Raw genomic sequence first — 23,370 nt, forward strand, 5'->3', positions numbered from 1 at the left:
ATCCGGACTCCCGCCCCTCGCACGTTCCCGACGGCCGGTCAGCTGCCGTCGTCGTCGAGCCGGAAGCCGACCTTCAGGCCGACCTGGAAGTGCTTGACCGCCCCGTCCTCGATGTGGCCGCGGACCTGGACCACCTCGAACCAGTCCAGGTTCCGCAGCGTGCGGTCGGCGCGGGCGATGCCGTTGCGGATGGCGGCGTCGACGCCCTCGTGCGAGGAGCCGACGATCTCGGTGACCCGGTAGGTGTGGTCGGTCATGGCAAGTACTCCCTGGTGCGGCGGTGGCGGGCGCTCCCCCGCCGTCCACCGTGCACCAGCGGGACGGGGCGGGCATCCCGGCATCGCCCGACGGGGCGTCAGAACGCCGCGCGGACCTCGCCGACCACCTGGCCGCCGCCGTGCAGCGGGGCGGCCGCGATCCGGTCGAGCACCGGGTCCTCGACGCCCAGCCGGCGCAGCGCGGCGGCCAGCACCGGGCCGCGGGCGCGCTCCGCGCCGTCCTCGATCTTGAACGCCAGGGCCCGGCCGTCGGGCAGCGCGACCACCTGGACGGCCTCGGCGCCCATCTTGGACAGCGCGCCGGGCACCGCCCGCATCAGCCAGGTGTCGGCCCGGCGGGTGCCGGCCACGTACTCGGGGTGGGCGCGCATCGCGTCGGCGACCCGGCGCTGCACGGTGCCCGGCTCGGCCAGCAGCAGGGCGCGGTAGCCGCGGGCCAGGCCGGTCAGCGAGACGGCCAGCAGCGGGGCGCCGCAGCCGTCGGTGCCGGTGTGCGCGGCGCGCTCGCCGGTGGCCTCCTCCAGGGCGGTGCGGGCCAGCCGCTGGATCGGGTGCTCGGGGTCGAGGTAGCTGTCCAGGTCCCAGCCGTTGGCGGCGCAGGCGGCCAGCCAGCCGGCGTGCTTGCCGGAGCAGTCCATCAGGATCGGCTCCCGCTGCCCGCCGGAGCGCAGCAGCTCCTCCGCCTCGACCTCGTCCAGCGGCAGGTCGGCGGGGGTGCGCAGGGCGGCCTCGGTGAGGCCGGCGTCGGCGAGGATGCGGCGGACCGCGGCCCGGTGGAAGGGCTCGGCGGAGTGGCTGGAGGCGGCGAGCGCGAGCTGCTCGCCGTGCAGCTCCAGACCGGCCCGGAGGGTGGCGACCGCCTGGAACGGCTTGGCGGTGGAGCGCGGATAGACCGGCTGCTCGGGGGCGCCGAGCGCGAACGCGACGGCGCCGTCGGCGTCGAGCAGGACCAGCGAGCCTCGGTGGCGGCCCTCGGTGAAGCCGGAGCGTATGACCTCGGCGAGGGCGGGCAGGGCGGACTGCGACACGGGCGGTCTCCAGGACGTGCGGTGAGGGTGGGTGGGCCCCGACCGCGTTCCGCCCGCTCAGCTGCCGCCGAGCAGGTCCTCGACCCGGGCCTCCCCCTCACGGTACCTGCGGGTGATTTCCGCCCCGCAGTCGTCCGCGGTCCGCTGCAGCGCCTGGCGGCGGCCGGACACCTCGCGCTCGTGCTCGGCCAGCCGTTCGACAGCGGCCAGCAGGTCGGCGGTGGCGTGCGCGCCGAGGTCGGCCAGCTGGACGTCGCCCATCAGGGCGTCCGCCTCCAGCCGGCAGTGCTCGCCGCGCGGCGGGCCGAGGGTCAGGTGCCGGGCCGGGCGGCGGGTGGCGGACGGGGCGTCCGCCAGGATCGCGGGCAGCCGGTCGAGCAGGTCGCCCGGGGCCTCGCCGGCGACCGCCAGCGGGATCTCCCGGCGCTGCAGTTCGGCCCGCAGGATGTCCAGCCGGCCGTGCAGCAGGCGGCGCAGGTACGACAGGTCGGCCTCCTGCTCCAGGGCGTTCCGGCGCAGCACCCGCAGCTCTTCCAGGGCCAGGCCGGCCAGCCCGTCGAGCGCGCTCACGTCCATCAATCCGACCACCTGCCGTAGTACCAGGGCCCGCCGATCGCACGGGCCGCCCGCCACCCAGGGTTCCCGGCGTCGGGCGGTGCCACTCGTGCGGGTGACGCGGTTCGCCGGGACGGCGGAGCCCCCCTCGGGCCCGGATGGCCCCGGGCCGTCGGACAGCGTGCCACCCCGGGCCCCGGGCCCGCACGCCCGAGTACCCGAACGGCCCCCTGGCGAACACCCCTGGCTAGTACGAAGAATCCCCGCCACGGGCCCACCTGCACCGATCGGGGCGCATCATGTGCGACCCCGGCGTGCAACCCGAGCACGTGCGCCCCCCGGGTGGACGTGCGGGCACAATGGGCGGCATGCGAGCAGTGGTGCAACGGGTCACCGAGGCGGCCGTGACGGTGGACGGCGAGACGGTCGGCGCGATCGAGGGCCCCGGCCTGTGCGTCCTGGTCGGCGCCACCCACGAGGACACTCCGGCGCAGGCCGCCCAGCTGGCCCGCAAGCTGTGGACGCTGCGGCTGTTCCCGGGCAGCCCCGAGCAGTCCTGCTCGGAGCTCGGCGCCCCGCTGCTGGTGATCAGCCAGTTCACCCTGTACGGCGACGCCCGCAAGGGCCGCCGCCCCACCTGGAACGCCGCCGCCCCCGGCCCGGTCGCCGAACCGCTGGTGGACGCCGTGGTGGCCGAACTCCGCGCGCTGGGCGCCAAGGTGGAGACCGGCCGGTTCGGCGCCGACATGAAGGTGTCGCTGGTGAACGACGGGCCGTTCACCGTGCTGCTGGAGGTCTGAGCGGGCCTCAGGCCGGGACGATCACGTCCTGGCTGCCCGGCACGCCGTCGGCCAGCAGCACCGCGTCCACCGGGGTGTTGCGCTTCACCAGGGCCAGCGCGACCGGGCCGAGCTCGTGGTGGCGGGCGGCGGAGGTGACGAAGCCGACCGGCCGGTCCTGGCCGTCGACCCGGACCTCGGCGCCGTGCGCGGGCAGCTTCTCCTCGGTGCCGTCCAGGTGCAGGAAGACCAGGCGGCGCGGCGGGCGGCCCAGGTTGTGCACCCGGGCGACCGTCTCCTGGCCCCGGTAGCAGCCCTTGTTCAGGTGCACCGCGCTGCCCAGCCAGTCCACCTCGTGCGGGATGGTGCGGTGGTCGGTCTCGAAGCCCAGCCGCGGCCGGTGCCCCTCGATCCGCAGCGCCTCGTACGCCCACACGCCCGCGGCCGGGCCGAACCCGGCGACGGCCTCCGCGAGTTCGGCGCGCGGCAGGAACAGGTCGCGGCCCCACGGGAGTTCCCGGACGGCGGCGGCCCGGTCGGCGGGGGTGGTGGAGCCGGCCGGCAGGAACACCACCGCGTAGTCGGCGGTGGCGTCGGCGACCTCGGCCCGGTTCCAGAACTTCATCGACTCCAGGTACGCCACCAGCGCGGGCGCGGTGCCGGGCTCCACGTGGATCCAGGTGGTGGCGCCGTCGTCGACCAGGTAGAGCGCGTGCTCGACGTGCCCGTGCGGGGACAGCACCAGCGCCTCGGTGGCCTGCTGCGGCGGCAGTTCGCTGACGTGCTGGGTGAGCAGCAGGTGCAGCCAGCTCAGCCGGTCCGGGCCGGTGACGGTGACCACGCCGCGGTGCGACAGGTCGGTGAAGCCGCGCCCCGCGGCCAGCTCCCGCTGCTCGCGGAACAGGTCGCCGTAGTGGGCGGCGACCCCCTCGTCGGGACCTTCGGCGGCGACGGCGCCGGGCAGCGCAAGCAGCGGGCTCTTCATACCGGCCAGCTTACGGCCGGCCGTCCTCCGACTTGGCGGTGCAGTCCGCGCAGCGGCCGAAGATGGCGAAGTGCTTCAGGTCGGTGTCGAAGCCGTGCTGGGCGCGCAGGCTGTCGATCAGCGGCGCGGCGATCGCGGTGTCGGTCTCGGTGACCCGGTCGCAGTCCCGGCAGACCAGGTGCAGGTGGGTGTGCCGGCCGGCCAGGTGGTAGGTGGGCGCGCCGTGCCCGAGGTGGGCGTGCGAGACCAGGCCGAGCTCCTCCAGGAGCTCCAGCGTCCGGTACACGGTGGAGATGTTCACGCCGCTGGCGGTGCGCCGGACCTGCGCCAGGATCTCGTCCGGGGTGGCGTGGTCGAGCGCGTCGACGGCCTCCAGCACCAGCTGGCGCTGCGGGGTCAGCCGGTAGCCGCGCTCGCGCAGGTCGGCCTTCCAGTCGGTGGTCTCGGTGTTCGCCACTGGTGTCCCTGCCCGTTGAGAGGTCGTGCCGACCAGTGTAGGGACCGACCGCCGGGTCGGTCCCCCACTCGGACCGGGCTCAGCGGAAGAACGCGATCCCGTCGTCCGGGAGGTCGTTGACGTCCTTGATCAGCTGCGCCGGGTTGAGCACCTTCTTCAGCTGCGCCGACATGTACGGCCGCAGCGGCACCTGCGGGGCGGCCTTCTCGCCGACCCACAGCAGCTCGTCCTTGACCAGGCCGAACAGCCGCTTGCCGCCGCTGTACGGGGCCGCGCCCTCGATCCGGGCGACCGCGTCGGTGGCCAGGTCGATCTGCGGCTTGCCGTCGTGCAGCTTGCCGTACCAGATCTCCACGGTGCCGTCGTCGCGCACCGAGGAGACCTCGATCTCGCGCTCGCCGCTGGTGCCGTGCTGGTTGCTGGTGACCCGCCAGAAGGCGTGTTCCATCTCCAGCGGGCGGACCTTCTCGCCCTGCTCGTCCAGCACCCAGGTGCGGGAGCGGAACTCCAGGAAAGGCCGTCCGTCGTGGCGGAAGACGATCTCCTGGCCGAAGTTGCACTTCTCGCTGCCGGGGAAGTCGTGGACGCCCGCGCCCTCCCAGGTACCGAGGAGGAAGGCGAGCGGGACGACGTCCCGGTGGAGGTCGGAAGGAATCTCGATCATGGTCCTGGCTGCTGTCGTCGGACGGTTACCGGATCAACCGTACGGCAGGCTCAGCGCTGGCCCTGGTAGAGCTTCATGACGGAGAAGATGGCGAACCAGGTGATCAGCACGGCCATCAGAGCCAGCAGGCTGTCGAAGAAGATCTCAAGACCGGACACGGTGCGCTCCCAGGGGCGGGTTCGACGGACGTACGGGGCTTTCCACTACGGCCGGGAGTCTATCGGGCGGCCCCTGCGCCCGTAGTCTCTGGGGCATGTCGAAGAACCTGGTCATCAAGGTCACCGCCGGCGCGGACGCGCCGGAGCGCTGTTCGCAGGCCTTCACGGTCGCCTCGGTCGCGGTCGCCAGCGGCGTGCCGGTCTCGCTGTGGCTGACCGGCGAGTCCGCGTGGTTCGCGCTGCCGGGGAAGGCCGCCGAGTTCGAGCTGCCGCACTCCGCGCCGCTGCCGGACCTGCTGGAGGCGGTCCTCGCCGCCGGTACCGTCACGCTGTGCACCCAGTGCGCGGCGCGCCGGGGCATCGCGCAGGCGGACGTCATCGAGGGCGTGCGGATCGCCGGCGCGCAGGTGTTCCTGTCCGAGGTGATGGCGGACGACGCCAAGGCACTCGTCTACTGAGCCGCTACCGGTCGTCGCGGGGCTCGCGGTCCGGGCGGTCCCGGTCGTGGCCGCGCTGCTCCCAGTGCGGGTCGTCCCAGCGCGGGTCGTTCCACCAGTCGTCGTCCTTGTCCCGCCGGTTGGCGAGGACGGCGGCCAGCGGCGGGATCACCATGGCCACCAGGCACAGGCCGATCGCGGCGCCGACCGAGAAGAACCGCACCACGCCCCAGGCGAGGACGAACAGCCCCAGGCAGACGCCCATCATCACGAAGTAGCGCACGTGCCGCCGGTGTGCCTGCACGGTTCCAGGGTAGGCCGAGGGCCCCGGCCGTCGTAAGACGCCCGGGGCCCTCCGCGCCGTCGTCAGACCGCGATCGCGACCTCGGTGAACTCGCCCTGGGTGGCGACCACCTGGCGGTCCACGGTGGCGCCGGGCACCAGGGCCCGCAGGGTCCACTTGCCCGGGCGGGCGAAGAACCGGAACTGCCCGGTCGCCGAGGTCGGGACCTCGGCGGTGAACTCGCCGTTCTCGTCGAGCAGCCGCACGTAGCCGTTGACCGGCTCCTCGTTGCGGGTCACCGAACCCTGGATGATCGTCTCGTTCGCCACGTCAACTCCTGCCAGGTCCGGGCCGCCGGCCTTCGCACCGCACATGTCTGTTCTCCCTCTTCCTTGCTTCGCGCGAGCCGGGGCTCAGTTGCCGAGCTCGATCGGCACGCCGACGAGGCTGCCGTACTCGGTCCACGAGCCGTCGTAGTTCTTGACGTTCTGCTGGCCGAGCAGCTCGTGCAGGACGAACCAGGTGAGCGCGGAGCGCTCGCCGATCCGGCAGTAGGCGATGGTGTCGGTGGCCAGGTCGACGCCCTCGGCCTCGTACAGCGCCTTCAGCTCGTCGTCGCTCTTGAAGGTGCCGTCGTCGTTGGCGTTCTTCGCCCACGGGATGTTCTTGGCGCTCGGCACGTGGCCGGGGCGCTGCGACTGCTCCTGCGGGAGGTGGGCCGGGGCGAGCAGCTTGCCGGAGAACTCGTCGGGCGAGCGGACGTCGACCAGGTTCAGGGTGCCGATCGCGTTGATCACGTCGTCGCGGAAGGCGCGGATCGAGGAGTCGGCCGGCTGCGCGGTGTACTGGGTGGCGGCGCGCTCGGGCTGCTCGACGACCAGCTCGCGGGAGTCCAGCTCCCACTTCTTGCGACCGCCGTCCAGCAGGCGGACGTCGCCGTGGCCGTACAGCTTGAAGTACCAGTAGGCGTAGCTGGCGAACCAGTTGTTGTTGCCGCCGTACAGCACCACGGTGTCGTCGTTGGCGATGCCCTTGGCGGACAGCAGCGCCTCGAAGCCGGCCTGGTCGATGAAGTCGCGGCGGACCGGGTCCTGCAGGTCCTTCTTCCAGTCGATCCGGACCGCGTTGCGGATGTGGTTCTTGTCGTAGGCGGCGGTGTCTTCGTCGACCTCGACGATGACCACCTTCGGGTCGTCCAGGTGGGCCTGGACCCAGTCGGCATCGACCAGGACGTCGCTGCGGCTCATGTGCTGTTTCTCCATCCGGGGGCGGTTGGCGGAAGGCTGCTGGAGGATCTCCCGGGCCGCGTTGTCCGCACACCTGTCCGCATGCTGGGACGGCGTGAGGTGCGGCTGAGCCGGGAGGGGTGAATCGGAGAGGTGCTCGTCGTTCCCGACGCGCCGGTGCGCAACTGCTACCGGTTCGCGGCGTCGGGACGGGGCGGGCGTGCCGTGACTGGGGTCAGGACCGCCCGGTCAGCGCATTCGACACAGGCAGCTCGACACGCGGCAGTGGTCTACCGCCCGCCGCTTCGTGAGGTCCGCCTGTCGCTTCATGACGACGATGCTAGGGACTCCGAAGGGGCGCTGTCATCATCGTGTCGAATAATGAGACCCGATCACTCGAATCCTGAGATTTACCGGTTTTCGGCCGCGCCCCGACGGGTCCCGGCCCCGTGCGGGGACCGGGCGAACCGGCAGTGCGGCGGATTCCCCGGGCGGCGCTGGACAGCGCGTCTCGCCCACCGGACGGCGGGCCGGGCCCTCAGTGCCCCAGCGTGGTGCCCGCGGCGACGGTGAAGCGCAGCCGCACCCCGCCGGGCTCCGGAGTGGCCTCGGCCAGCGAGAGCCCCTTCGGCAGACCGGTCAGCCGGAACCGCTGGGGCTTCAGCCGGTCGCCCGCCAGGCCCTTCAACGCCGAGGCGGCGCCGGTGAGTTGGAGGTTGTCCACGACCACGTCGTTGCCGTCGGCGTGCAGCTTGCCCTCGATCCCGCCGCCGGGCATCGCGGCCTTCACCTGCCCCGGGCCGGCGTACTCCAGGCCGAGCAGGCCGCCGCCGGCCAGGAACTTGGACAGGTCCTTGTAGTCGATGACGCCCTGGCCGTCGCCGTGCCCGACCGTCACGCCCCGGTAGGAGTCGGTGAACTTCACCCGGGACAGGCTGGCCCGGAAGGCGTGCACCGTCACCCGGTCCTTGCCGTCGGTCAGCGTCATCCCGTCCGAGGTCAGGTCGACCTCGTCCAGTTCGCCGGCGACCGCGCTGGTCAGGAAGGGGACGTCGCCGATCTCGACGTCCGGCTTGGTGGTCATCCAGCCGGAGGAGACCGCGGCGTCGGCGGCCTGGTCCTCCGCCACCCCGACGGCCACCCGGTCGGCCGCGACCAGCAGGCCGCCCACCACCCCGAGGCCGATCAGCAGTTTCACCGCGCCACGCATCGCACTCCCCCTGAAACGGTCGGGCGGGGCCGCTCCGTCGACGAACCGGCCCCGGACATGAGGACGATCGCACGGATGCCCGGGTTCCGGTGCGGCACTCCGCAGAACCCGCGCTCAGCCTCCGGCGAACGGCGGCAGGACCTCCACCGTGCCGCCCTCGGACAGCGCCACCCCGGCGTGGTCGCGGGCGCCCACCGGGTCGCCGTCCACCAGGAACGAGCACATCGCCAGCACCCGCAGCAGCTCCGGCCGGCCGGCGTGCGCGGCGCGCACCGCGGCGAGCGCCTCGCCCAGCGTGGCGGCCAGGTACGGCTCCTCGGCGCGGCCCGCCGCGGCCTTGGCGGCGGCCCAGTAGCGGACCGTCCCACTGACCCGCACGGGTGAATCCGGCCCGGAACGGGCATCGGCGGTCGCGGTCACGGCTACCCCTCTCGACGGTCCTCGCCCGGAGCGGCGGCCGGCCCGGTGCGGACCCATCATCGCCCCCGGGCCCCGCGACCGGGCAAACACGCCAGGTCACTCCGGGGGGCGCAAGGTGTCGTACTTCACCCCTCCCGGGCCCGCCCGCGGGCCGGTGCGCCGCTCGCGCCCCTCCCGGGCGCGCGGGCGGTCGGCTATTCTCGATTCCGTAAGGGATCCGGGCAGAGTCGCCCCCGGGTCCTTTTGTGCTTTCAGGACGCCAGTAGGACGTTCTTGCGAACGGTGCCCCACCCGCACCCGCCGCCGGACCGGCCCCGCCGCCGGCCGCACGACGACGTGCCGGCCCCGGTGGACAGAGCGGAGGGTACGCCGATGGACGAGGCACCAGCGGGACGCCAGGGGTTGCGGGACCCCCGGCCGGCCACCGCCGTCCCGTCCGCCGCCGCCCCCTCCGGACTGTCGGCGTTCCCCCACCCTGTTCCGCGCCCGCCGTTCCCCTCGGCGGCCGCGACCGCGACGACCCGGAAAGGGGACTAACCGGGTATGAGTTCACTGCTCCTGCTGACCAACGCCCTGCAACCCTCCGCCGAGGTGCTGCCCGCCCTCGGACTGCTGCTGCACAGCGTCCGGGTGGCCCCCGCCGAGGGGTCCGCCCTGGTCGACACCCCGAGCGCCGACGTGATCCTGGTCGACGGGCGCCGCGACCTGCCGCAGATCCGCAGCCTGTGCCAGCTGCTGCGCTCCACCGGCATCGGCAGCCCGCTGATCCTGGTCGTCACCGAGGGCGGCCTGGCCGCCGTCACCGCCGACTGGGGCATCGACGACGTGCTGCTGGACACCGCCGGGCCGGCCGAGGTCGAGGCCCGGCTGCGGCTGGCCCTCGGCCGGCTCCAGGTCGCCGCCGACGACTCCCCGATGGAGATCCGCAACGGCGACCTGTCGGTCGACGAGGCCACCTACTCCGCCAAGCTCAAGGGCCGCGTCCTCGACCTCACCTTCAAGGAGTTCGAGCTGCTCAAGTACCTGGCCCAGCACCCCGGCCGGGTCTTCACCCGGGCCCAGCTGCTCCAGGAGGTGTGGGGCTACGACTACTTCGGCGGGACCCGCACCGTGGACGTCCACGTGCGCCGGCTGCGGGCCAAACTCGGCGTCGAGAACGAGCAGTTGATCGGCACCGTGCGCAACGTCGGCTACCGCTTCGTGGTCCCGGAGCGGCCCGAGAAGGGCACCGACAAGGCCGAGCCGAGCCGAGCCGCCGCGGCCCGCGAACACTGACGCCCCGTCGGGCGGAGCCGGGCGCCGCGGAACCGCGCCCGGCTTTGCCCGGATCGGTACCGATCGGTCCCGGAAACGCCCCGTCCCACCGGGCGCGACCCCGGACCGAAGCGCCGAGCCACCCGCGTAGACTCCCCCCGTGGCCAAGGTGACGCGCGACGATGTAGCCCGACTGGCTGGGACCTCGACCGCGGTCGTCAGCTATGTGATCAACAACGGTCCCCGGCCGGTCGCCCCGGCCACCAGGGAGAAGGTGCTCGCCGCGATCGAGCAGCTCGGGTACCGCCCGAACTCGGTCGCCCAGGCGATGGCCTCCCGCCGGACCAACCTGATCGGCATGGTCGTCCCCGACGCCCGGCAGCCGTTCTTCGCGGAGATGGCGCACGCCGTGGAACGCGCCGCCTCCGAGCGCGGCAAGCTCGTGCTGATCGGCAACTCCGACTACGTCGACGACCGCGAGGTGCACTACGTCCGCGCCTTCCTCGGCATGCGGGTCTCCGGTCTGATCCTGGTCAGCCAGGGCCCCTCGCAGCGCGCCGCCGAGGAGTTCGCCGCCATGGAGGGCGCCAAGGTGGTGCTGCTGCACCGCCGCCCCGAGGCGATCGACGACGTCGCGGTGGTCACCGACGACGTCGGCGGCTCCGAACTGGTCGTCCGTCACCTGCTCGAAGTGCACGGTCACCCGTACGTGGCGTGTTTCGGCGGACCGGTCGAATCGCCCGCCCCCGGTGACCCGGTCATCGACCACGTGGCCGGCTGGGAACTCGCGATGACCGCGCACGGCCTGCCCACCGAGCCGTACCTGATCGACGCCCCGTTCCACCGCTACGGCGCCTACCAGGTCGCACTGGAGCTGCTGGCCTCCGACCGGCGCCCCCCGGCGATCTTCTGCTCCACCGACGACCAGGCCATCGGCGTGCTGCGGGCCGCCCGCGAACTCGGCCTGAAGGTCGGCACGGACCTCGCGGTGGCCGGCTTCGACGACATTCCGGAGGCCGGGTTCGCCGACCCGCCGCTCACCACCGTCGCCTCCGACCGGGACGCGATGGCCCGGGCCGCGGTCGACCTGGTCCTCGACGACTCGCTGATGGTGCCCGGCAGCGACACCGAACGGGTCCGCAAGTTCCCGTCGCGCCTGGTCGTGCGGCGTTCCTGCGGCTGCACCGGCGAGGACGCCCGACCCCCGGCCTGACCAGGCTTTATGAGAAGCTGACAGGCTTCTGGGGGAACTCGTACCGCCCTCTCATCGAACGTTCATGAAGCGGGCGGACCGTCTTCTCCATGAGCGACCAGCACCGCAGCACCCACGAGCCCCACCACCAGGACGGCGGCGCGGGCTGGCTCCCGCCGACGCCGCCCACCGCCTCCGCCGCCCCCGACCCGGGGCCCGACCTGCCGCAGCGCCCCGGCCACCGCGCCCGTCGCGGCCTGCTGAGGACCCGGCTCGCCCTGGTCACCGCCGTCGCCGCGACCGCCGCGCTGCTCGGCGGCGTCACCGGCGGCGTCCTGGCGAGCGACCGGGACAAGTCCTCCTCCGCCGCGGGCAGCACCCTGGTCCGCCCGGTCGCGGCCAACGCCGACGGCAGCGCGAACGTGTCGGCGATCGCCGCCGCGCTCTCCCCCGCCGTCGTCCAGATCACCGTCAGGACCGGCAGCGGAACGGCCACCGGCACCGGCGTGGTCCTCACCGCCGACGGACAGATCCTCACCAACTACCACGTCGTCTCCGGCGCGGTGAACGGCGGCCGGGCCACCGTCACCTTCCACGACGGCCGGACCGCGTCCGCCACCGTCACCGGCACCGACAAGGCCCTGGACACCGCCGTGATCACCGCCTCCGGCGTCGACGGACTGACCACCGCCGTGCTCGGCGACTCCGACGCCACGGCCGTCGGGGACCCCGTCGTCGCCATCGGCAACCCCGAGGGCCTCACCGGCACCGTCACCTCCGGCATCGTCTCGGCGAAGAACCGCACCGTGTCCGTCCAGGTCGACGAGGGCACCACCCGGGGGAACGGCGGCTTCGGCTTCCCCCAGCTGCCCGGCACGCGCGGCTCCACCACCGCGTCCGGCACCGACACCGCCACGTACCAGGCGCTGCAGACCGACGCCGCGCTCAACCCCGGCAACTCCGGCGGACCGCTGATCAACGCCGCCGGCCAGGTCATCGGCATCAACTCGGCCATGTACTCGGCCGACGGCACCGGCTCCACCGGCGGCACCGGGGCGGGCAGCGTCGGCCTCGGCTTCGCCATCCCGATCAACAGCGTCAAGCAGGTGCTGCCGCAGATGCAGGCCGGCAAGAACCTCTGACACCCGCCGGATCCGTCCCGCCGGACGGACAATGGCCACGACCGCACCGGATCCAGAAAGGGCCCACGCGCCGATGACTCCCCCCGCCGACGACCGCACCCCTGCCGAGGCCCCGGGCGCCGGCGCCCGCGTCCTCGTGGTCGACGACGAACCCGCCCTGCGCGACGCGCTGGAATCCAGCCTCGCCTTCGAGGGCTACCAGGTCACCACCGCCACCGACGGCTACGAGGCCCTGACCGCCGTCGAACGCGACCATCCCGACCTGGTCCTGCTCGACATCATGATGCCCCGGATGGACGGCCTCACCGCCGTCCGCCGGATGCGCTCGCGCGGCGACACCGTCCCGGTGCTGATGCTCACCGCGAGGGACGCCGTCGGCGACCGCGTCACCGGGCTCGACGTCGGCGCCGACGACTACCTCGCCAAGCCGTTCGAACTCGACGAGCTGCTCGCCCGGGTCCGCGCCCTGCTGCGCCGCAACGCGCTCGCCGCGGAGGCCGCCGCCCGCAGCGCCGCCGACGTGGACGGCGGCGAGGTGCTGTCCTTCGCCGACCTGCGGATGAACACCGCGACCCGCGAGGTCACCCGCGACGGCACCCCGATCGAACTCACCCGCACCGAGTTCATGCTGCTGGAGATGTTCCTCTCCCACCCGCGGCAGGTGCTGACCCGCGAACAGATCCTCAAGGCCGTCTGGGGCTTCGACTTCGAGCCCTCCTCCAACTCCCTCGACGTGTACGTGATGTACCTGCGCCGCAAGACCGAGCAGCACGGCATGCCCCGCATCATCCAGACCGTCCGCGGCGTCGGCTACGCCCTGCGCACCGTTCCCACCGGCGCGGCGGCGTGAAGCCGTTCTCCCGGCTCACCGGCTGGTTCCGCGGCAGGTCCCTGCGGAGCCGGCTGGCCATGCTCACGGCTGCCGCGGTGGCGGTGGCCATCGCGGTGGTGGCGGGGGCCAGTTGGTTGCTGGTCCGGGAGAGTCTCTACCAGGAGGTGCGCGACAGCCTCGCCGTCGCACCCCGGACGCCGCTGGTCCCGCCCGACCGGGCCGAGCTGCACTGCGGCGCGACGCCGGCCGAGGCACTGGCCGGCGTGCCCGCGGAGGGCACCAGCCGGTTCGGCCCGCAGAAGTACGACTACCAGTTCCTGCTGGCCGACGGCACCGTCTGCTTCCTCGGCGACGCCACCCGGGCCGTCCAGGTGCAGCCCGGCGACCGCGTCCCGCTGCCCCGCAGCAAGCAGGAGGCGTACCGCACCGGCAGCTACCTCGGAAGCGACGACTCCGCGCTGGTGCGGCGCACCAACATCACCGTCCGGGTGCGCGGGGTGCAGCAGACCGCCGTCCTGCTGACCGCACTGTCCACCGCAGGAGTCGAGAAGTCCCTCAGCTCCCTCGCCCTGCTGATCACCGGCATCGCCGGTCTCGGCGTCGTCGGGGCAGGCGTCGCCGGGCGGGTGGTGGCCCGGTCCGCGCTCAAACCGGTGGACCAGCTGACCGACGCCGTCGAGCACATCGCCCGCACCGAGGAGGTGGGCACCACCATCCCGGTCAACGGCAGTGACGAGATCGCCCGGCTCTCCACCTCGTTCAACTCGATGTCGACCGCGCTCGCCAACTCACGGGAGCGGCAGACCCGGCTGATAGCCGACGCCGGTCACGAACTCCGCACCCCGCTGACCTCGTTGCGCACCAACGTGGACCTGCTGATCCGCTCGGACGCGCAGGGGCGGGCGCTGCCGCCGGAGACCCGGGCCCGGATGCTGGGCAACATGAAGGCGCAGATGCAGGAGCTGACGGTGCTGATCGGCGACCTGCTGCAGCTCTCCCGGCCGGACACCCCGAACCGGGAGGCGGTGCGCACCGTGGTGCCGTTCCACGAGACGGTGGAGCGGGCGCTCGAACGCGGGCGGCTGCGCGGCCCGGGGATGACCTTCGAGACCGAGGTGAACCCCTGGTACGTGCACGGCGATCCGGCCGCGCTGGAGCGGGCGGTGATCAACCTGCTGGACAACGCGGTGAAGTACTCGCCGCCGTCCGGCACGGTGGAGGTGCGGCTGCGCGCCGGGCGGTTGACGGTCCGCGACCACGGACCGGGCATTCCGGCGGAGGAACTGCCGTACGTCTTCGACCGGTTCTGGCGCTCCCCGTCGTCCCGTCAGCTGCCGGGCTCCGGCCTGGGGCTGTCGATCGTGGCGCAGACCGTGCAGGACACCGGCGGGCAGATCGCGCTCGGCCCGGCGCCGGACGGCGGGCCGGGGACCCAGGCGGTGATGGTGCTGCCGGGGCAGCCGGACGATCCGCGCTGAGGCAGCCGGAAGGGCGGGGCACCGAGGTGCCCCGCCCTTCCTCACGGGTACCGCGTCAGCTGGCGTCCTCGCCGACGCCGATGACCTTGATCCGGTTCTGGGCCGGCGGGGCGATCGGGGCGGTGGCGGTGCTGTGGCTGCTCAGGTACGCGTTGAACAGGTCCAGGTCGGAGGCGCCGACGAGCTTGTCGGTGCCGGCCGCGAACGCCGGGAAGCCGTCGCCGCCGCCGGCCAGGAACTCGTTGGCGGCGACCCGGTAGGAGGCGGCCGGGTCGACGGGGGCGCCGTTCAGGCGGACCGAGTCGACGACCACGCGGGCCGCGCCGGCCTTGTTCAGGTCCAGCGTGTAGGCCAGGTTGCCGGAGATCTGCAGGATCTTCGGGGCGGCCTCGTTGGAGCCGGAGACCTGCTGCTGCAGGACCTGGATCAGCTGGGCGCCGGTCAGGGTCTTGACCTGCATCATGTTGGTGAACGGCTGGACGGTGAACGCCTCGCCGTAGGTCACCACGCCGTCGCCCTCGCTGCCGGACGCCTTGTAGACCAGGTCCGAGCGGATGCCGCCGGGGTTCATGAACGCCACCTGCGCGCCGCCCTTGTCGGCGGGTGCGAGGCCGGCCAGCTGCGCGTCGGCGATCAGGTCGCCGAGCGGCTTCTCCAGGGCGGTGGAGCCGCGGCCGTTGATGTCGGCGGAGATGTAGCCGACGGCCCGGTTGGCGATCGGGGCGGCCAGCGCGCTGTACCGCTTGATCAGGTCGGTCATGTCGCCCGCCGGCTTCACCGTGCGGCGCACGACGTGGTTGGCGGCGGTGACCGACGGGCGGACGATGGTGCCGGTGCGCTTGTCCAGCTTGAGGTCGATCTCGGTGTACAGGCGGCCGAACGAGGCGGCGCTGGTGACCGAGCGCGGCACGCCGTTCGGGTCCGGGATCATGCAGGCGTAGGCGTTGTGGGTGTGGCCGGTGACGATCGCGCCGACCGCCGGGTCGAGGCGCTTGGCGATGTCCACGATCGGGCCGGAGACGCCGGAGCCGCCCGCCCCGCAGTCGTAGTTGTAGACGTTGCTGGCCGGGTAGCCGCCCTCGTGGATCAGCGCGACCACCGAGTTGACGCCCTGTCGCTTCAGCTCGGCGGTGTACTTGTTGATCGTCTCGACCTCGTTGCCGAACTTGAGGCCCTGCACGCCGGCGGCGGTGACGATGTTCGGGGTGCCCTCCAGGGTCACGCCGATGAAGCCGACCTTCACGCCGCGGACGTTCTTCACCCAGTAGGGCTTGAGCAGCGGCTTGCCGGTCTTCTCGTTGGTGACGTTGGCCGACAGGTACCGGAACTCGGCGCCCTCGAAGGTGCGGCCCTCCTCGTAGCAGCCGTCGGTCGGGTGGCAGCCGCCGTTCTGCATGCGCAGCAGCTCGGCCGAGCCCTCGTCGAACTCGTGGTTGCCCACCGAGGTGACGTCGAGGCCGATCTTGTTCATCGCCTCGACGGTCGGCTCGTCGTGGAACAGGCCGGAGACCAGCGGGCTGGCGCCGATGATGTCGCCGGCCGCGACGGTGACGGTGTTCGGGTGGCCCTGGCGGGCGTCGCGCAGCGAGGTCGCCAGGTACTCGACGCCGCCCGCGGGGGTGGCGGGGACGATGACCTTGCCGGTGGCCGGGTCGATCTCGTTGATCGTGCCGGACGAGCCGGCCGGCGGCTCCAGGTTGCCGTGCAGGTCGTTGATGGCGAGGAGCTGCAGGTCCTCGTACTTGGGCTTGTCCGGGCCGTGCCCGTGGGCCTCGGCCGTGGCCGGGAGGGCCATCGAGCCGAAGAGGGCGGCGGCAGCGGCGACCGCGAGCGCGGTCCTGCGGCGGCCGGTGGAACCGGAAATGGGCATGAGGGTCCCCTGCACCGTCGGGGCCGCAACGGACGGCGGCCTGGCGTTGTATCGGGGAGCAGCCTAGGGTCAACGCGCGTAGCTGTCAGGAACCCTGAAGTAACGAGCTGGTATCCGAACGCTGACGAGTTCTCCGCTGACCCTCGGTCAGCATCCGCCCGGCGGTCAGATCCTCGGCTGGGAGGCCAGCTGCTGCTCGGCGCGCTCCCGCTCGGCCACCGCGTCCTCGGTCATCGCGCGGTCGGTGTACACCAGCGGGCGCTCGGCCTCGGTGATGATGTGCTTGACCACCTGCACGTTGCCGTTGACGTCCCACACCGCGATGCCGGGCGACAGCGTCGGGATGATCTCCACCGCCCAGCGCGGCAGGCCCAGCACCCGGCCGGTGGCCCTCGCCTCCTCGGCCTTCTGCATGTAGATGGTGCGGGTCGAGGCCATCTTCAGGATCGCCGAGGCCTCCTTCGCCGCCGCCCCGTCCACCACGTCCGACAGGTGGTGCACCACCGCGACGAAGGACAGGCCGAGCCGGCGCCCGAACTTCAGCAGCCGCTGGAACAGCTGCGCCACGAACGGGCTGTTGATGATGTGCCAGGCCTCCTCGACCAGGAAGATCCGCTTCACCCGGTCCGGCCGCAGCCAGGTGTGCTCCAGCCACACCCCGACGATCGCCATCAGGATCGGCATCGCGATCGAGTTCCGGTCGATGTGCGACAGGTCGAACACGATCAGCGGCGCGTCCAGGTCGATGCCCGCCGAGGTCGGGCCGTCGAACATGCCGCGCAGGTCGCCGTCGACCAGCCGGTCCAGCACCAGCGCCACGTCCAGGCCCCAGGACTGCACCTCGCCGATCTCCACGCCCAGCGACTCCACCGCCGACAGGTCGGGGCTGCGCAGCGTGTCGATGATGTCGTTCAGCACCGGCTGGCGGTCCGTCACCGTGGAGTGCACGTACGCGTGCGCCGCCTTCAGCGCGAAACCGGCCCGCTCCTCCAGCGGGCGGCCCATCGCCACCTCGATGATGGTGCGCAGCAGCGACAGCTGGCCGGTGGTGGTGATCGCCGGGTCCAGCGGGTTGAGCTTCACCCCGCCGTCCCGGGCCGCCAGCGGGTCCAGCCGGATCGACTTTATCCCCAGCGCGTTGGCGATCAGGTTCCACTCGCCGACGCCGTCCTCGCCCTGCGCGTCCAGCACCACCACCTGGCGGTCGCGGAACCTCAACTGCCGCAGCACGTACGTCTTCTCCAGCGCCGACTTGCCGTTGCCGGACTCCCCCAGCACCAGCCAGTGCGGGGCCGGCAGCTGCTGGCCGTACAGCTGGAACGGGTCGTAGACGTAGCCCTTGCCGCTGTACACCTCGCGCCCGATGATCACCCCGGAGTCGCCCAGGCCGGGCGCCGCCGTCGGCAGGTACACCGCCTGCGCCTGACCGCTGGACGTGCGCACCGGCAGCCGGGTGGTCTCCACCCGGCCGAACAGCGCGCTGGCGAAGGCGTCGGTGAGCTTTCCGATCATCTGGGTGCTCCGGTGGTCAGCGGCGGATGCCGGTGGCGAACGGCAGGGTGTTGGCGAACGCCCGGTGGTGCTCGCGGTCGCACCACTCCAGCTTCAGGTAGCTCTTGCCGGCCGACGCCCGGATGGTCCGCTTGTCCCGGGCCAGCGCCTCCGGACTGCGCGAGGACACCGTCAGGTAGCCCACCAGGTTCACCCCGGCCGCGCCGGACGCCAGGTCGTCGCCGCGCTGGTCCACCCGGCCGGTGTGCGCCAGGTCGCGCGGGTCGACCGTGCGGTTCATCTTCGCCGCCCGGCTGGCCTCCGCCTCGTCGTTGGTCTTCTCGGTGAGCATCCGCTCGATCGCCACGTCGGTCGGCTCCAGGTCCATGGTGACCGCGACCGTCCGGATCACGTCCGGGGTGTGCACCAGCAGCGGCGCCAGGAAGTTCACCCCGACCGGGGTCAGCGGCCACTCCTTGATCCACGCGGTGGCGTGGCACCACGGCTCCCGGGTCGCCGACTCGCGGGTCTTCGCCGTCAGGTACTGCGGGTGCGTGGCGTCCAGCTCGGCCGGCCAGGCGTTGCGCCGGCTCATCGCCTGGATGTGGTCGATCGGGTGGTCCGGGTCGTACATCGAGTGGATCAGCGACGCCAGCCGGGCCTGCCCCAGCGGCTGCCGCACCCGGATGTCCGCCTCCGCCAACCGGGCGCAGATGTCCGTCAGTTCACGCGCCATCACGGTCGCCAGGCCGTCGTCCCCGCGGTCCCGCCTGCCGTCCTCCCGCCCGTACGCGGTCCGCCCCATCGCGTGCGCCTCGGACGCCAGCTCCCGGGTGTACTGCATGCACGCCACCAGGTACGCCCGGTGCTGCTCCGAGGAGGTCGACACCATCGACTGCAGCTGGTCGTAGCTCTCCTGCAGCCAGCGCGGCGCCGAGTGGTCGCCCCGCCGCTCCACGTCCTTGGCGTGCGCGTCCGGGTCGGCCGGCAGGGTCCGGGCCAGGATCTGCAGCCGCGTCACGAAGCCGTCGCCGTTGGCCACGTGCTTCAGCAGCGTGCCGAACCGGTCGACCAGCGCCTCCTGGTCCTCCGAGTCGCGCAGGCCCACGCCCGGGCCCTCGATCTCGATCGCCGCGGTCACCGTGCGCCGCTCCAGGTGCATCAGCACCGCGACCTCGTCCGGCCCGAACGGCGCGGTCAGCCAGCGCAGCCGCCCCACCCCCGGCGGCGGGCCGACCTCCACCTCGCGCCCGTCCAGCCGCGTCCCGGCCTCGTGCACGTCCGGCTTCCACACCGCCCGGCCGCTGCGCACGGTGCGCCGGTACGTCCGGTTGATCTCCACCCACTTGTAGAACGTCCGCCGCCGGTACGGCACGTACACCGCCATGATCGCCAGCAGGGGGAAGCCCACCAGGCCGGCCAGCCGCAGCGGCAGGATCGGCACGCCCAGACCCCACAGCATGCCGATACCGGCACCGGCGATGATCAGCACGATCTCGCCGGTCTCCCGGTTCCGCCCGATCGGCGCGTTGGGCCGCGCCTTTCCGATCAGGTAGCTGCGGCGCTGATGGGCGTACGGCTGGGCGTACTGGGTGCCGTACTGGCCGAACTGTTCGCTGCTCATCTACCCGTCACCCTCCCTTCGGGTTGTTGACCGGGGCCTGGGACTGCGCGGGCGGACCGGCCTGCCGGCCGGGCGCGGCGGGCCGGGACGCGTGCGCGGCGATGCCCGGGGCCACCCCGCCACCGCCACCCGCACCCGGCGAGGCGTTCGCGGCCTGCGGGCCGCCGCGCGAACCGTGCGTCGAGATGCCCTGCTTCACGAAGTTCGCCGGGCCGTTGATCATGGCACTGCCGGCCTGCACCGCACTCGCCCGGGCCCGCCGCATCGACAGCAGCTCGTCGCCGAAGCCCGGCACGAACCGGTACACCGCGGCGCTCGCGAAGATCGACAGGAACAGGATCGCCAGCCCGCTCAGCACCCGCGCGAAGTCGTCGTCCGCGCCCGCGCCGGTCGCCACCGCGCCCGCCAGGCCCAGGATGATCACGATGATCGGCTTCGCCAGATCGATCGCCAGCATCATCGCGGCCCACCGGCGCACGTGCTTCCACAGCTGCTTGTCCACCAGCCCCGCGTACACCGCCGTCCCCAGCAGCGCGCCCACGTACAGCATCGCCGCCCGGATCACCAGCTCGATCCACAGCACCGCAGCGGCCAGCACCGCCACCAGCGACACGATGATCAGGATCAGCGGGCCGCCGCCCATGCTGCCCTTCTCCAGGGTGTCCGCGAACCCGCCCAGGTACGTCCCGGTGTCCGACTTCGTCCCCACCGCGATCGCGTCCGTCAGCCCGTCGGTGACCGTCACCACGGTGTACAGGATCAGCGGCGTGAACGCCGAGGCGATCACCGTCAGCCACAGGAACCCGACCGCCTCGCCGAACGCCTGACCCAGCGCCGCGCCGCGCACCGCCCGCTTCGTCACCGCCAGCAGCCACAGCACCAGCGTGACCACCGTCGACACCGCGAACACCACCGCGTACTGCTGCAGGAACGCCGCGTTCGTGAAATCGACCTTCGTCGTCCCGTCGATCGCCCCCGAGAGCTGCCGCACCACCCACGCCGCCGCCTGCGCACACCCCTTCGCCAACGACCCCAGCGGATCCGTCACCGAAGAAACCGAATCCCCTCCGGGGATCACGGTGGCGCCGTCGGGGGCACAGAGCTTGTCGGCGCCGAGGACGGTGGCGTCCTGGCCTGCGCACTTGGACGCGCTCGGAGTCGGGCTGGGCGACGGGGCGGCCGCGACCCGTTGCGCAATGACCAGCGCGGTGAGTTGAAGACTGCTCAGGGCCGCGCCGAGCACGCCGGCCCGGCCCAGGAAGCGCAGTCTGGACGCGTCAGCGGGCATAGCGGAACCCTCCGAACTGCTGGACGGCATCGGCGATCTCTTTCGCGGTGGCCGCCTGCTGGTCGCCCGGCAGGGGGGCGGGGCCCGCGGCGCGGGAGTAGTCGGTGAGCTTCCAGTCGCTGCCGGTCCAGCGCATGGTGACGGTCAGGGTGTACCAGTCCTGCTTGACCGGGAGGACGGAGTCCTCGCCCGCGAGTCCGTAGAGCCCGGTGCACCAGACCTCGACTTTGGTGGCGGTGTCGGCACCGTTGGTGGTGCGGGTGCCCACCGGGACGATCCGGCTGATGAACGTCTGCCCCTTCGGGGCGCGGCCCTGCGCGTCCAGGCCGAACCGGGTCACCGTCTCCGGGGAGAAGGCCTGGTCCAGGCGGGACTGGAGGGTGGGGAGGCTGGTGGGGTCGGCGAGGGTGGCGAGGACGGTGTGGCGGGTGTCGGTGCGGAACATGTCGGTGGAGCCCAGCGCGACGGCGTAGTTCGCGGCGGCCGACTGCGCCCCCTGCTCGGTGTGGGGGTGGCCGGTGGCGATGCCGTTGACGGTGGTGGTGACGGGCTGTTGGCCGGTGGCGGCGGTGCGGTCGGCGGCGGGGGCGGTGGCGCCGTTGGCGCGGTCGCCGGAGGTGGCGCCGGGGTTGCGGCCGGGGACGGCCTTGTCGCGGTTGGCGACGGCGACGGCGACCACCAGGAGGGTGACGATGCCGAGGATGGTCAGGAGGGTGCGCAGGGGCCTGGCCTGACGGCCGGTCACGGGGGCGCTCTGTTCGGCGACCGGGAGCCGCGTGCGGGTGTGCGGCTGGTCGTCGGACGATGGCACGGGTGCCCTCCTGGTGGGGCGCCACCGCGCGCGGGGCGCGGTGGCGTGACGGGTGTTCTCGGTGGCGTCCGCGCCGGACGTGGATCGGCGCGGACGGAGCGGTCGGAGCGGATGTCGTCCGATCGTCAGGTCGTCAGATGGCCATGCCGTACACAATGGTGAACAGGGTGCCGAGCGAACCGATGATGAACACGCCGGTCAGGCCGGCGATGATCAGTCCCTTGCCCTGTTCGGCGCTGAAGGTGTCGCGCATGGCGGTGGCGCCGATCCGCTGCTTGGCGGCGCCCCAGATGGCGATGCCCAGGCAGACCAGGATGGCGACGGCCATGATGACCTGGACCATGACGCGGGCCGAGGAGCCGAGCGACGCGAACGGGCCCCAGTCGGGGGCGATGCCGCCGATGATGGTGTCGATGTTGGCCTTCTTCGGCGGGTCCTCCGCCAGGTACCGGATCGCACTGCTGTCCACGTTCAGGTTCATCCCATCTCACCGCCCGATCAGGAAAATTCAAGGCCCCGGACCACGGTCGAGCGAAGGGGCAGGTCCTATTCTTGGCCAGATCTGACGTCGACTTGGCTGCTTCTCGCGGATTGCTCGTGGTGGCCGGACGCTTCCGCCAGGATGTCCGATGGTTCGAGGATACTGCCCGCGCTTGGTATCTGTGATGATTGCACCGGGCAATGACGCGACAGGACATGGCTGCTGACGATCCGTCGGGATGGTGCGTGATGGCGCTCGGGAAGGCTCGGCTCGCGGCCGCCGGGGCGGCGGTGGTGGCCGTCGGTTTCGTCGGGGTGGTGACGCTGGGGACGTACGCGGCCAGCGGGGCCCCGGAGCGCTCCGGTGAACTGTCGCTCTCCAGCGGGACGGTGCCGGCGCAGTACCGGCAGCAGATCCAGAAGTGGGGCTCGTACTGCCCGGAGATCTCCGCGCCGCTGCTGGCCGCGCAGCTGTACCAGGAGAGCGGTTTCGACCCGTCGGCGAAGAGCCCGGTCGGGGCGCAGGGGCTGGCCCAGTTCATGCCCGGCACGTGGGATTCCTCCGGCGTCGACGGCGACGGCGACGGCAGGCGGGACGTCTGGAACCCCCTGGACGCGATCGCCTCCGCCGCCGCCTACGACTGCGCGCTGGCCAAGGATGTCGCCAGGGTGCCCGGGGACCGGCAGGCCAACATGCTGGCCGCGTACAACGCCGGCCCGTACGCGGTGATCAGCCACCAGGGGGTGCCTCCGTACAAGGAGACCCAGGGCTACGTGAAGAGCATCCAGGCGCTGGCCAAGTCGTTCACCGCGCCGCCGAACCCGGGCGTGCAGCTGGCGCTGTCCAAGGAGGCGGCGGGGGCGATCTACTTCGCGCAGAGCAAGCTGGGCATCGACTACATGTGGGGCGGCACCGGGCAGACCTGGGAGGACGGGCGGTTCGACTGCTCGGGCCTGACGCAGGCGGCGTTCCGCGCGGTGGGGATCGAGCTGCCCCGGGTGGCCAACGACCAGTGGTACAGCGGGCCGCACCCGTCGCGGGACCAACTCCGGCCGGGCGACCTGGTGTTCTTCGCCAACGACCTGGAGGATCCGCGGACCATCCACCACGTCGGCATCTACGTCGGCGGCGGCTACATGATCGACGCCCCGCACACCGGCGCCAAGGTCCGCTACGACACCATCAACCAGCGGGACTACATCGGGGCGACCCGGGTCACCCCGGACGGCGCGGCCGCGCTGCCGACCCGGAACAAGAACGACGGCACCATCACGGCGAGTCAAAGGCCGGCAAAGAGCTGACGGACCGTCTGCTCGGCATGTGCATGCGGGGTGGACGGTGAGTCAAGTTTCCATAACAGCGTGTTTCAGCGGAAACCACGGCGGCCTTGATCGCGTTGACTCAGGAGGCTGCCGGTCGTCCGCACC

At 72.5% G+C, this 23,370-nt stretch carries 25 protein-coding genes; 8 read left to right on the forward strand and 17 right to left on the reverse strand.

Translation table 11 applies throughout. The features are described 5' to 3' along the window. Positions 1-38: 38 nt before the first annotated feature. From ACFV1L_RS32560 to ACFV1L_RS32570, 3 genes are all read right to left on the reverse strand, one after another. Entirely contained in the window at positions 39-257 is a 219-nt protein-coding gene (locus ACFV1L_RS32560) for a dodecin (RefSeq protein ID WP_380372922.1), read from the reverse strand. Positions 258-355: 98 nt separating this feature from the next. Further along, positions 356-1,306 carry an asparaginase gene (locus ACFV1L_RS32565; protein WP_380372924.1) on the reverse strand — a complete coding sequence of 317 codons (951 nt, stop codon included), beginning with the start codon at positions 1,304-1,306 and terminating at the stop codon, positions 356-358. Between the two features lie 57 nt (positions 1,307-1,363). Further along, positions 1,364-1,882: an ABC transporter substrate-binding protein gene (locus ACFV1L_RS32570; RefSeq protein ID WP_380372927.1), complete on the reverse strand. Its 519-nt coding sequence runs from the start codon at positions 1,880-1,882 to the stop codon at positions 1,364-1,366. A gap of 347 nt (positions 1,883-2,229) precedes the next feature. Between ACFV1L_RS32570 and dtd the strand changes: the two genes are divergently transcribed. Further along, positions 2,230-2,661, forward strand: a complete 432-nt coding sequence (dtd, locus tag ACFV1L_RS32575) for a D-aminoacyl-tRNA deacylase (protein ID WP_380372929.1) — start codon at positions 2,230-2,232, stop codon at positions 2,659-2,661. A gap of 7 nt (positions 2,662-2,668) precedes the next feature. On the opposite strand, the gene ACFV1L_RS32580 is transcribed toward dtd, so the two are convergent. The 3 genes from ACFV1L_RS32580 to ACFV1L_RS32590 form a co-directional block, all read right to left on the reverse strand. Beyond that, positions 2,669-3,625, reverse strand: coding sequence for a YgfZ/GcvT domain-containing protein (locus tag ACFV1L_RS32580; RefSeq protein WP_380372932.1), 957 nt, complete (start codon positions 3,623-3,625; stop codon positions 2,669-2,671). A 10-nt stretch (positions 3,626-3,635) separates the two neighbouring features. Further along, on the reverse strand, positions 3,636-4,082 hold the full coding sequence (locus ACFV1L_RS32585; protein WP_380372935.1) for a Fur family transcriptional regulator: 447 nt from the start codon (positions 4,080-4,082) through the stop codon (positions 3,636-3,638). Positions 4,083-4,161: 79 nt separating this feature from the next. Continuing rightward, the gene (locus ACFV1L_RS32590) at positions 4,162-4,746 is read right to left on the reverse strand and encodes an FABP family protein (RefSeq protein ID WP_035864895.1); all 585 of its coding nucleotides are present in this window, start codon (positions 4,744-4,746) and stop codon (positions 4,162-4,164) included. A gap of 253 nt (positions 4,747-4,999) precedes the next feature. Here ACFV1L_RS32590 and ACFV1L_RS32595 point away from each other — a divergent pair, with 253 nt between their 5' ends. Then, complete coding sequence (locus tag ACFV1L_RS32595; protein WP_380372938.1) at positions 5,000-5,362, forward strand: DsrE family protein; 363 nt, start codon at positions 5,000-5,002, stop codon at positions 5,360-5,362. A gap of 4 nt (positions 5,363-5,366) precedes the next feature. On the opposite strand, the gene ACFV1L_RS32600 is transcribed toward ACFV1L_RS32595, so the two are convergent. The 5 genes from ACFV1L_RS32600 to ACFV1L_RS32620 form a co-directional block, all read right to left on the reverse strand. Next, positions 5,367-5,645: a DUF3099 domain-containing protein gene (locus tag ACFV1L_RS32600; RefSeq protein WP_380372940.1), complete on the reverse strand. Its 279-nt coding sequence runs from the start codon at positions 5,643-5,645 to the stop codon at positions 5,367-5,369. Between the two features lie 62 nt (positions 5,646-5,707). Further along, positions 5,708-5,998, reverse strand: coding sequence for a DUF1416 domain-containing protein (locus ACFV1L_RS32605; protein WP_035864892.1), 291 nt, complete (start codon positions 5,996-5,998; stop codon positions 5,708-5,710). Positions 5,999-6,037: 39 nt separating this feature from the next. Then, positions 6,038-6,871 (reverse strand): sulfurtransferase, encoded by an 834-nt coding sequence (locus ACFV1L_RS32610; protein WP_380372942.1) that lies wholly within the window; start codon positions 6,869-6,871, stop codon positions 6,038-6,040. Between the two features lie 517 nt (positions 6,872-7,388). Then, positions 7,389-8,060, reverse strand: a complete 672-nt coding sequence (locus ACFV1L_RS32615) for a DUF2993 domain-containing protein (protein WP_380372944.1) — start codon at positions 8,058-8,060, stop codon at positions 7,389-7,391. 114 nt (positions 8,061-8,174) lie between these two features. Further along, positions 8,175-8,438, reverse strand: a complete 264-nt coding sequence (locus ACFV1L_RS32620) for a MoaD/ThiS family protein (protein WP_380372946.1) — start codon at positions 8,436-8,438, stop codon at positions 8,175-8,177. Between the two features lie 585 nt (positions 8,439-9,023). Here ACFV1L_RS32620 and ACFV1L_RS32625 point away from each other — a divergent pair. The 5 genes from ACFV1L_RS32625 to ACFV1L_RS32645 all read left to right on the forward strand — a co-directional run bounded on the left by ACFV1L_RS32625 (position 9,024) and on the right by ACFV1L_RS32645 (position 14,378). Further along, on the forward strand, positions 9,024-9,755 hold the full coding sequence (locus ACFV1L_RS32625) for a response regulator transcription factor (RefSeq protein WP_380372948.1): 732 nt from the start codon (positions 9,024-9,026) through the stop codon (positions 9,753-9,755). Positions 9,756-9,894: 139 nt separating this feature from the next. Next, positions 9,895-10,947: a LacI family DNA-binding transcriptional regulator gene (locus tag ACFV1L_RS32630; RefSeq protein ID WP_380372950.1), complete on the forward strand. Its 1,053-nt coding sequence runs from the start codon at positions 9,895-9,897 to the stop codon at positions 10,945-10,947. An 89-nt stretch (positions 10,948-11,036) separates the two neighbouring features. After that, positions 11,037-12,068, forward strand: a complete 1,032-nt coding sequence (locus ACFV1L_RS32635) for a S1C family serine protease (RefSeq protein WP_380372952.1) — start codon at positions 11,037-11,039, stop codon at positions 12,066-12,068. A 73-nt stretch (positions 12,069-12,141) separates the two neighbouring features. Beyond that, positions 12,142-12,918 carry a response regulator transcription factor gene (locus ACFV1L_RS32640; RefSeq protein ID WP_380372955.1) on the forward strand — a complete coding sequence of 259 codons (777 nt, stop codon included), beginning with the start codon at positions 12,142-12,144 and terminating at the stop codon, positions 12,916-12,918. Between the two features lie 59 nt (positions 12,919-12,977). After that, positions 12,978-14,378: a sensor histidine kinase gene (locus tag ACFV1L_RS32645; RefSeq protein ID WP_380372958.1), complete on the forward strand. Its 1,401-nt coding sequence runs from the start codon at positions 12,978-12,980 to the stop codon at positions 14,376-14,378. A 55-nt stretch (positions 14,379-14,433) separates the two neighbouring features. Here ACFV1L_RS32645 and ACFV1L_RS32650 read toward each other — a convergent pair whose 3' ends face one another. The 6 genes from ACFV1L_RS32650 to ACFV1L_RS32675 all read right to left on the reverse strand — a co-directional run bounded on the left by ACFV1L_RS32650 (position 14,434) and on the right by ACFV1L_RS32675 (position 21,943). Next, positions 14,434-16,248, reverse strand: coding sequence for a bifunctional metallophosphatase/5'-nucleotidase (locus tag ACFV1L_RS32650; RefSeq protein WP_380372960.1), 1,815 nt, complete (start codon positions 16,246-16,248; stop codon positions 14,434-14,436). Positions 16,249-16,413: 165 nt separating this feature from the next. Then, positions 16,414-17,760 carry an ATP-binding protein gene (locus ACFV1L_RS32655; protein WP_380372962.1) on the reverse strand — a complete coding sequence of 449 codons (1,347 nt, stop codon included), beginning with the start codon at positions 17,758-17,760 and terminating at the stop codon, positions 16,414-16,416. 16 nt (positions 17,761-17,776) lie between these two features. Further along, positions 17,777-19,363 (reverse strand): SCO6880 family protein, encoded by a 1,587-nt coding sequence (locus tag ACFV1L_RS32660; RefSeq protein WP_380372965.1) that lies wholly within the window; start codon positions 19,361-19,363, stop codon positions 17,777-17,779. A gap of 7 nt (positions 19,364-19,370) precedes the next feature. After that, entirely contained in the window at positions 19,371-20,651 is a 1,281-nt protein-coding gene (locus ACFV1L_RS32665; protein ID WP_380372968.1) for a hypothetical protein, read from the reverse strand. Next, positions 20,641-21,462, reverse strand: coding sequence for a hypothetical protein (locus tag ACFV1L_RS32670; RefSeq protein ID WP_380372971.1), 822 nt, complete (start codon positions 21,460-21,462; stop codon positions 20,641-20,643). Before ACFV1L_RS32670 ends, ACFV1L_RS32665 begins: the two co-directional genes overlap by 11 nt. Positions 21,463-21,595: 133 nt before the next feature. Then, positions 21,596-21,943 (reverse strand): hypothetical protein, encoded by a 348-nt coding sequence (locus tag ACFV1L_RS32675; protein ID WP_051653268.1) that lies wholly within the window; start codon positions 21,941-21,943, stop codon positions 21,596-21,598. A gap of 248 nt (positions 21,944-22,191) precedes the next feature. Here ACFV1L_RS32675 and ACFV1L_RS32680 point away from each other — a divergent pair, with 248 nt between their 5' ends. Continuing rightward, positions 22,192-23,244 carry an NlpC/P60 family protein gene (locus ACFV1L_RS32680; protein ID WP_380373008.1) on the forward strand — a complete coding sequence of 351 codons (1,053 nt, stop codon included), beginning with the start codon at positions 22,192-22,194 and terminating at the stop codon, positions 23,242-23,244. Positions 23,245-23,370: the final 126 nt, after the last annotated feature.

Source organism: Kitasatospora sp. NPDC059646 (assembly GCF_042734615.1).
Lineage (GTDB): Bacteria > Actinomycetota > Actinomycetes > Streptomycetales > Streptomycetaceae > Kitasatospora.

Excerpts from the sequence above, each read along its gene's own strand:
- ACFV1L_RS32640 (WP_380372955.1), top strand. The coding sequence starts at position 12,142 with ATGACTCCCCCCGCCGACGACCGCACCCCTGCCGAGGCCCCGGGCGCC.
- ACFV1L_RS32610 (WP_380372942.1), bottom strand. The coding sequence starts at position 6,871 with ATGAGCCGCAGCGACGTCCTGGTCGATGCCGACTGGGTCCAGGCCCAC.
- ACFV1L_RS32615 (WP_380372944.1), bottom strand. The coding sequence starts at position 8,060 with ATGCGTGGCGCGGTGAAACTGCTGATCGGCCTCGGGGTGGTGGGCGGC.
- ACFV1L_RS32635 (WP_380372952.1), top strand. The coding sequence starts at position 11,037 with ATGAGCGACCAGCACCGCAGCACCCACGAGCCCCACCACCAGGACGGC.
- ACFV1L_RS32660 (WP_380372965.1), bottom strand. The coding sequence starts at position 19,363 with ATGAGCAGCGAACAGTTCGGCCAGTACGGCACCCAGTACGCCCAGCCG.
- ACFV1L_RS32560 (WP_380372922.1), bottom strand. The coding sequence starts at position 257 with ATGACCGACCACACCTACCGGGTCACCGAGATCGTCGGCTCCTCGCAC.
- ACFV1L_RS32665 (WP_380372968.1), bottom strand. The coding sequence starts at position 20,651 with ATGCCCGCTGACGCGTCCAGACTGCGCTTCCTGGGCCGGGCCGGCGTG.
- ACFV1L_RS32675 (WP_051653268.1), bottom strand. The coding sequence starts at position 21,943 with ATGAACCTGAACGTGGACAGCAGTGCGATCCGGTACCTGGCGGAGGAC.
- ACFV1L_RS32605 (WP_035864892.1), bottom strand. The coding sequence starts at position 5,998 with ATGTGCGGTGCGAAGGCCGGCGGCCCGGACCTGGCAGGAGTTGACGTG.
- ACFV1L_RS32650 (WP_380372960.1), bottom strand. The coding sequence starts at position 16,248 with ATGCCCATTTCCGGTTCCACCGGCCGCCGCAGGACCGCGCTCGCGGTC.
- ACFV1L_RS32645 (WP_380372958.1), top strand. The coding sequence starts at position 12,978 with ATGCTCACGGCTGCCGCGGTGGCGGTGGCCATCGCGGTGGTGGCGGGG.
- dtd (WP_380372929.1), top strand. The coding sequence starts at position 2,230 with ATGCGAGCAGTGGTGCAACGGGTCACCGAGGCGGCCGTGACGGTGGAC.
- ACFV1L_RS32580 (WP_380372932.1), bottom strand. The coding sequence starts at position 3,625 with ATGAAGAGCCCGCTGCTTGCGCTGCCCGGCGCCGTCGCCGCCGAAGGT.
- ACFV1L_RS32570 (WP_380372927.1), bottom strand. The coding sequence starts at position 1,882 with ATGGACGTGAGCGCGCTCGACGGGCTGGCCGGCCTGGCCCTGGAAGAG.
- ACFV1L_RS32680 (WP_380373008.1), top strand. The coding sequence starts at position 22,192 with ATGGCGCTCGGGAAGGCTCGGCTCGCGGCCGCCGGGGCGGCGGTGGTG.
- ACFV1L_RS32655 (WP_380372962.1), bottom strand. The coding sequence starts at position 17,760 with ATGATCGGAAAGCTCACCGACGCCTTCGCCAGCGCGCTGTTCGGCCGG.
- ACFV1L_RS32590 (WP_035864895.1), bottom strand. The coding sequence starts at position 4,746 with ATGATCGAGATTCCTTCCGACCTCCACCGGGACGTCGTCCCGCTCGCC.
- ACFV1L_RS32625 (WP_380372948.1), top strand. The coding sequence starts at position 9,024 with ATGAGTTCACTGCTCCTGCTGACCAACGCCCTGCAACCCTCCGCCGAG.
- ACFV1L_RS32595 (WP_380372938.1), top strand. The coding sequence starts at position 5,000 with ATGTCGAAGAACCTGGTCATCAAGGTCACCGCCGGCGCGGACGCGCCG.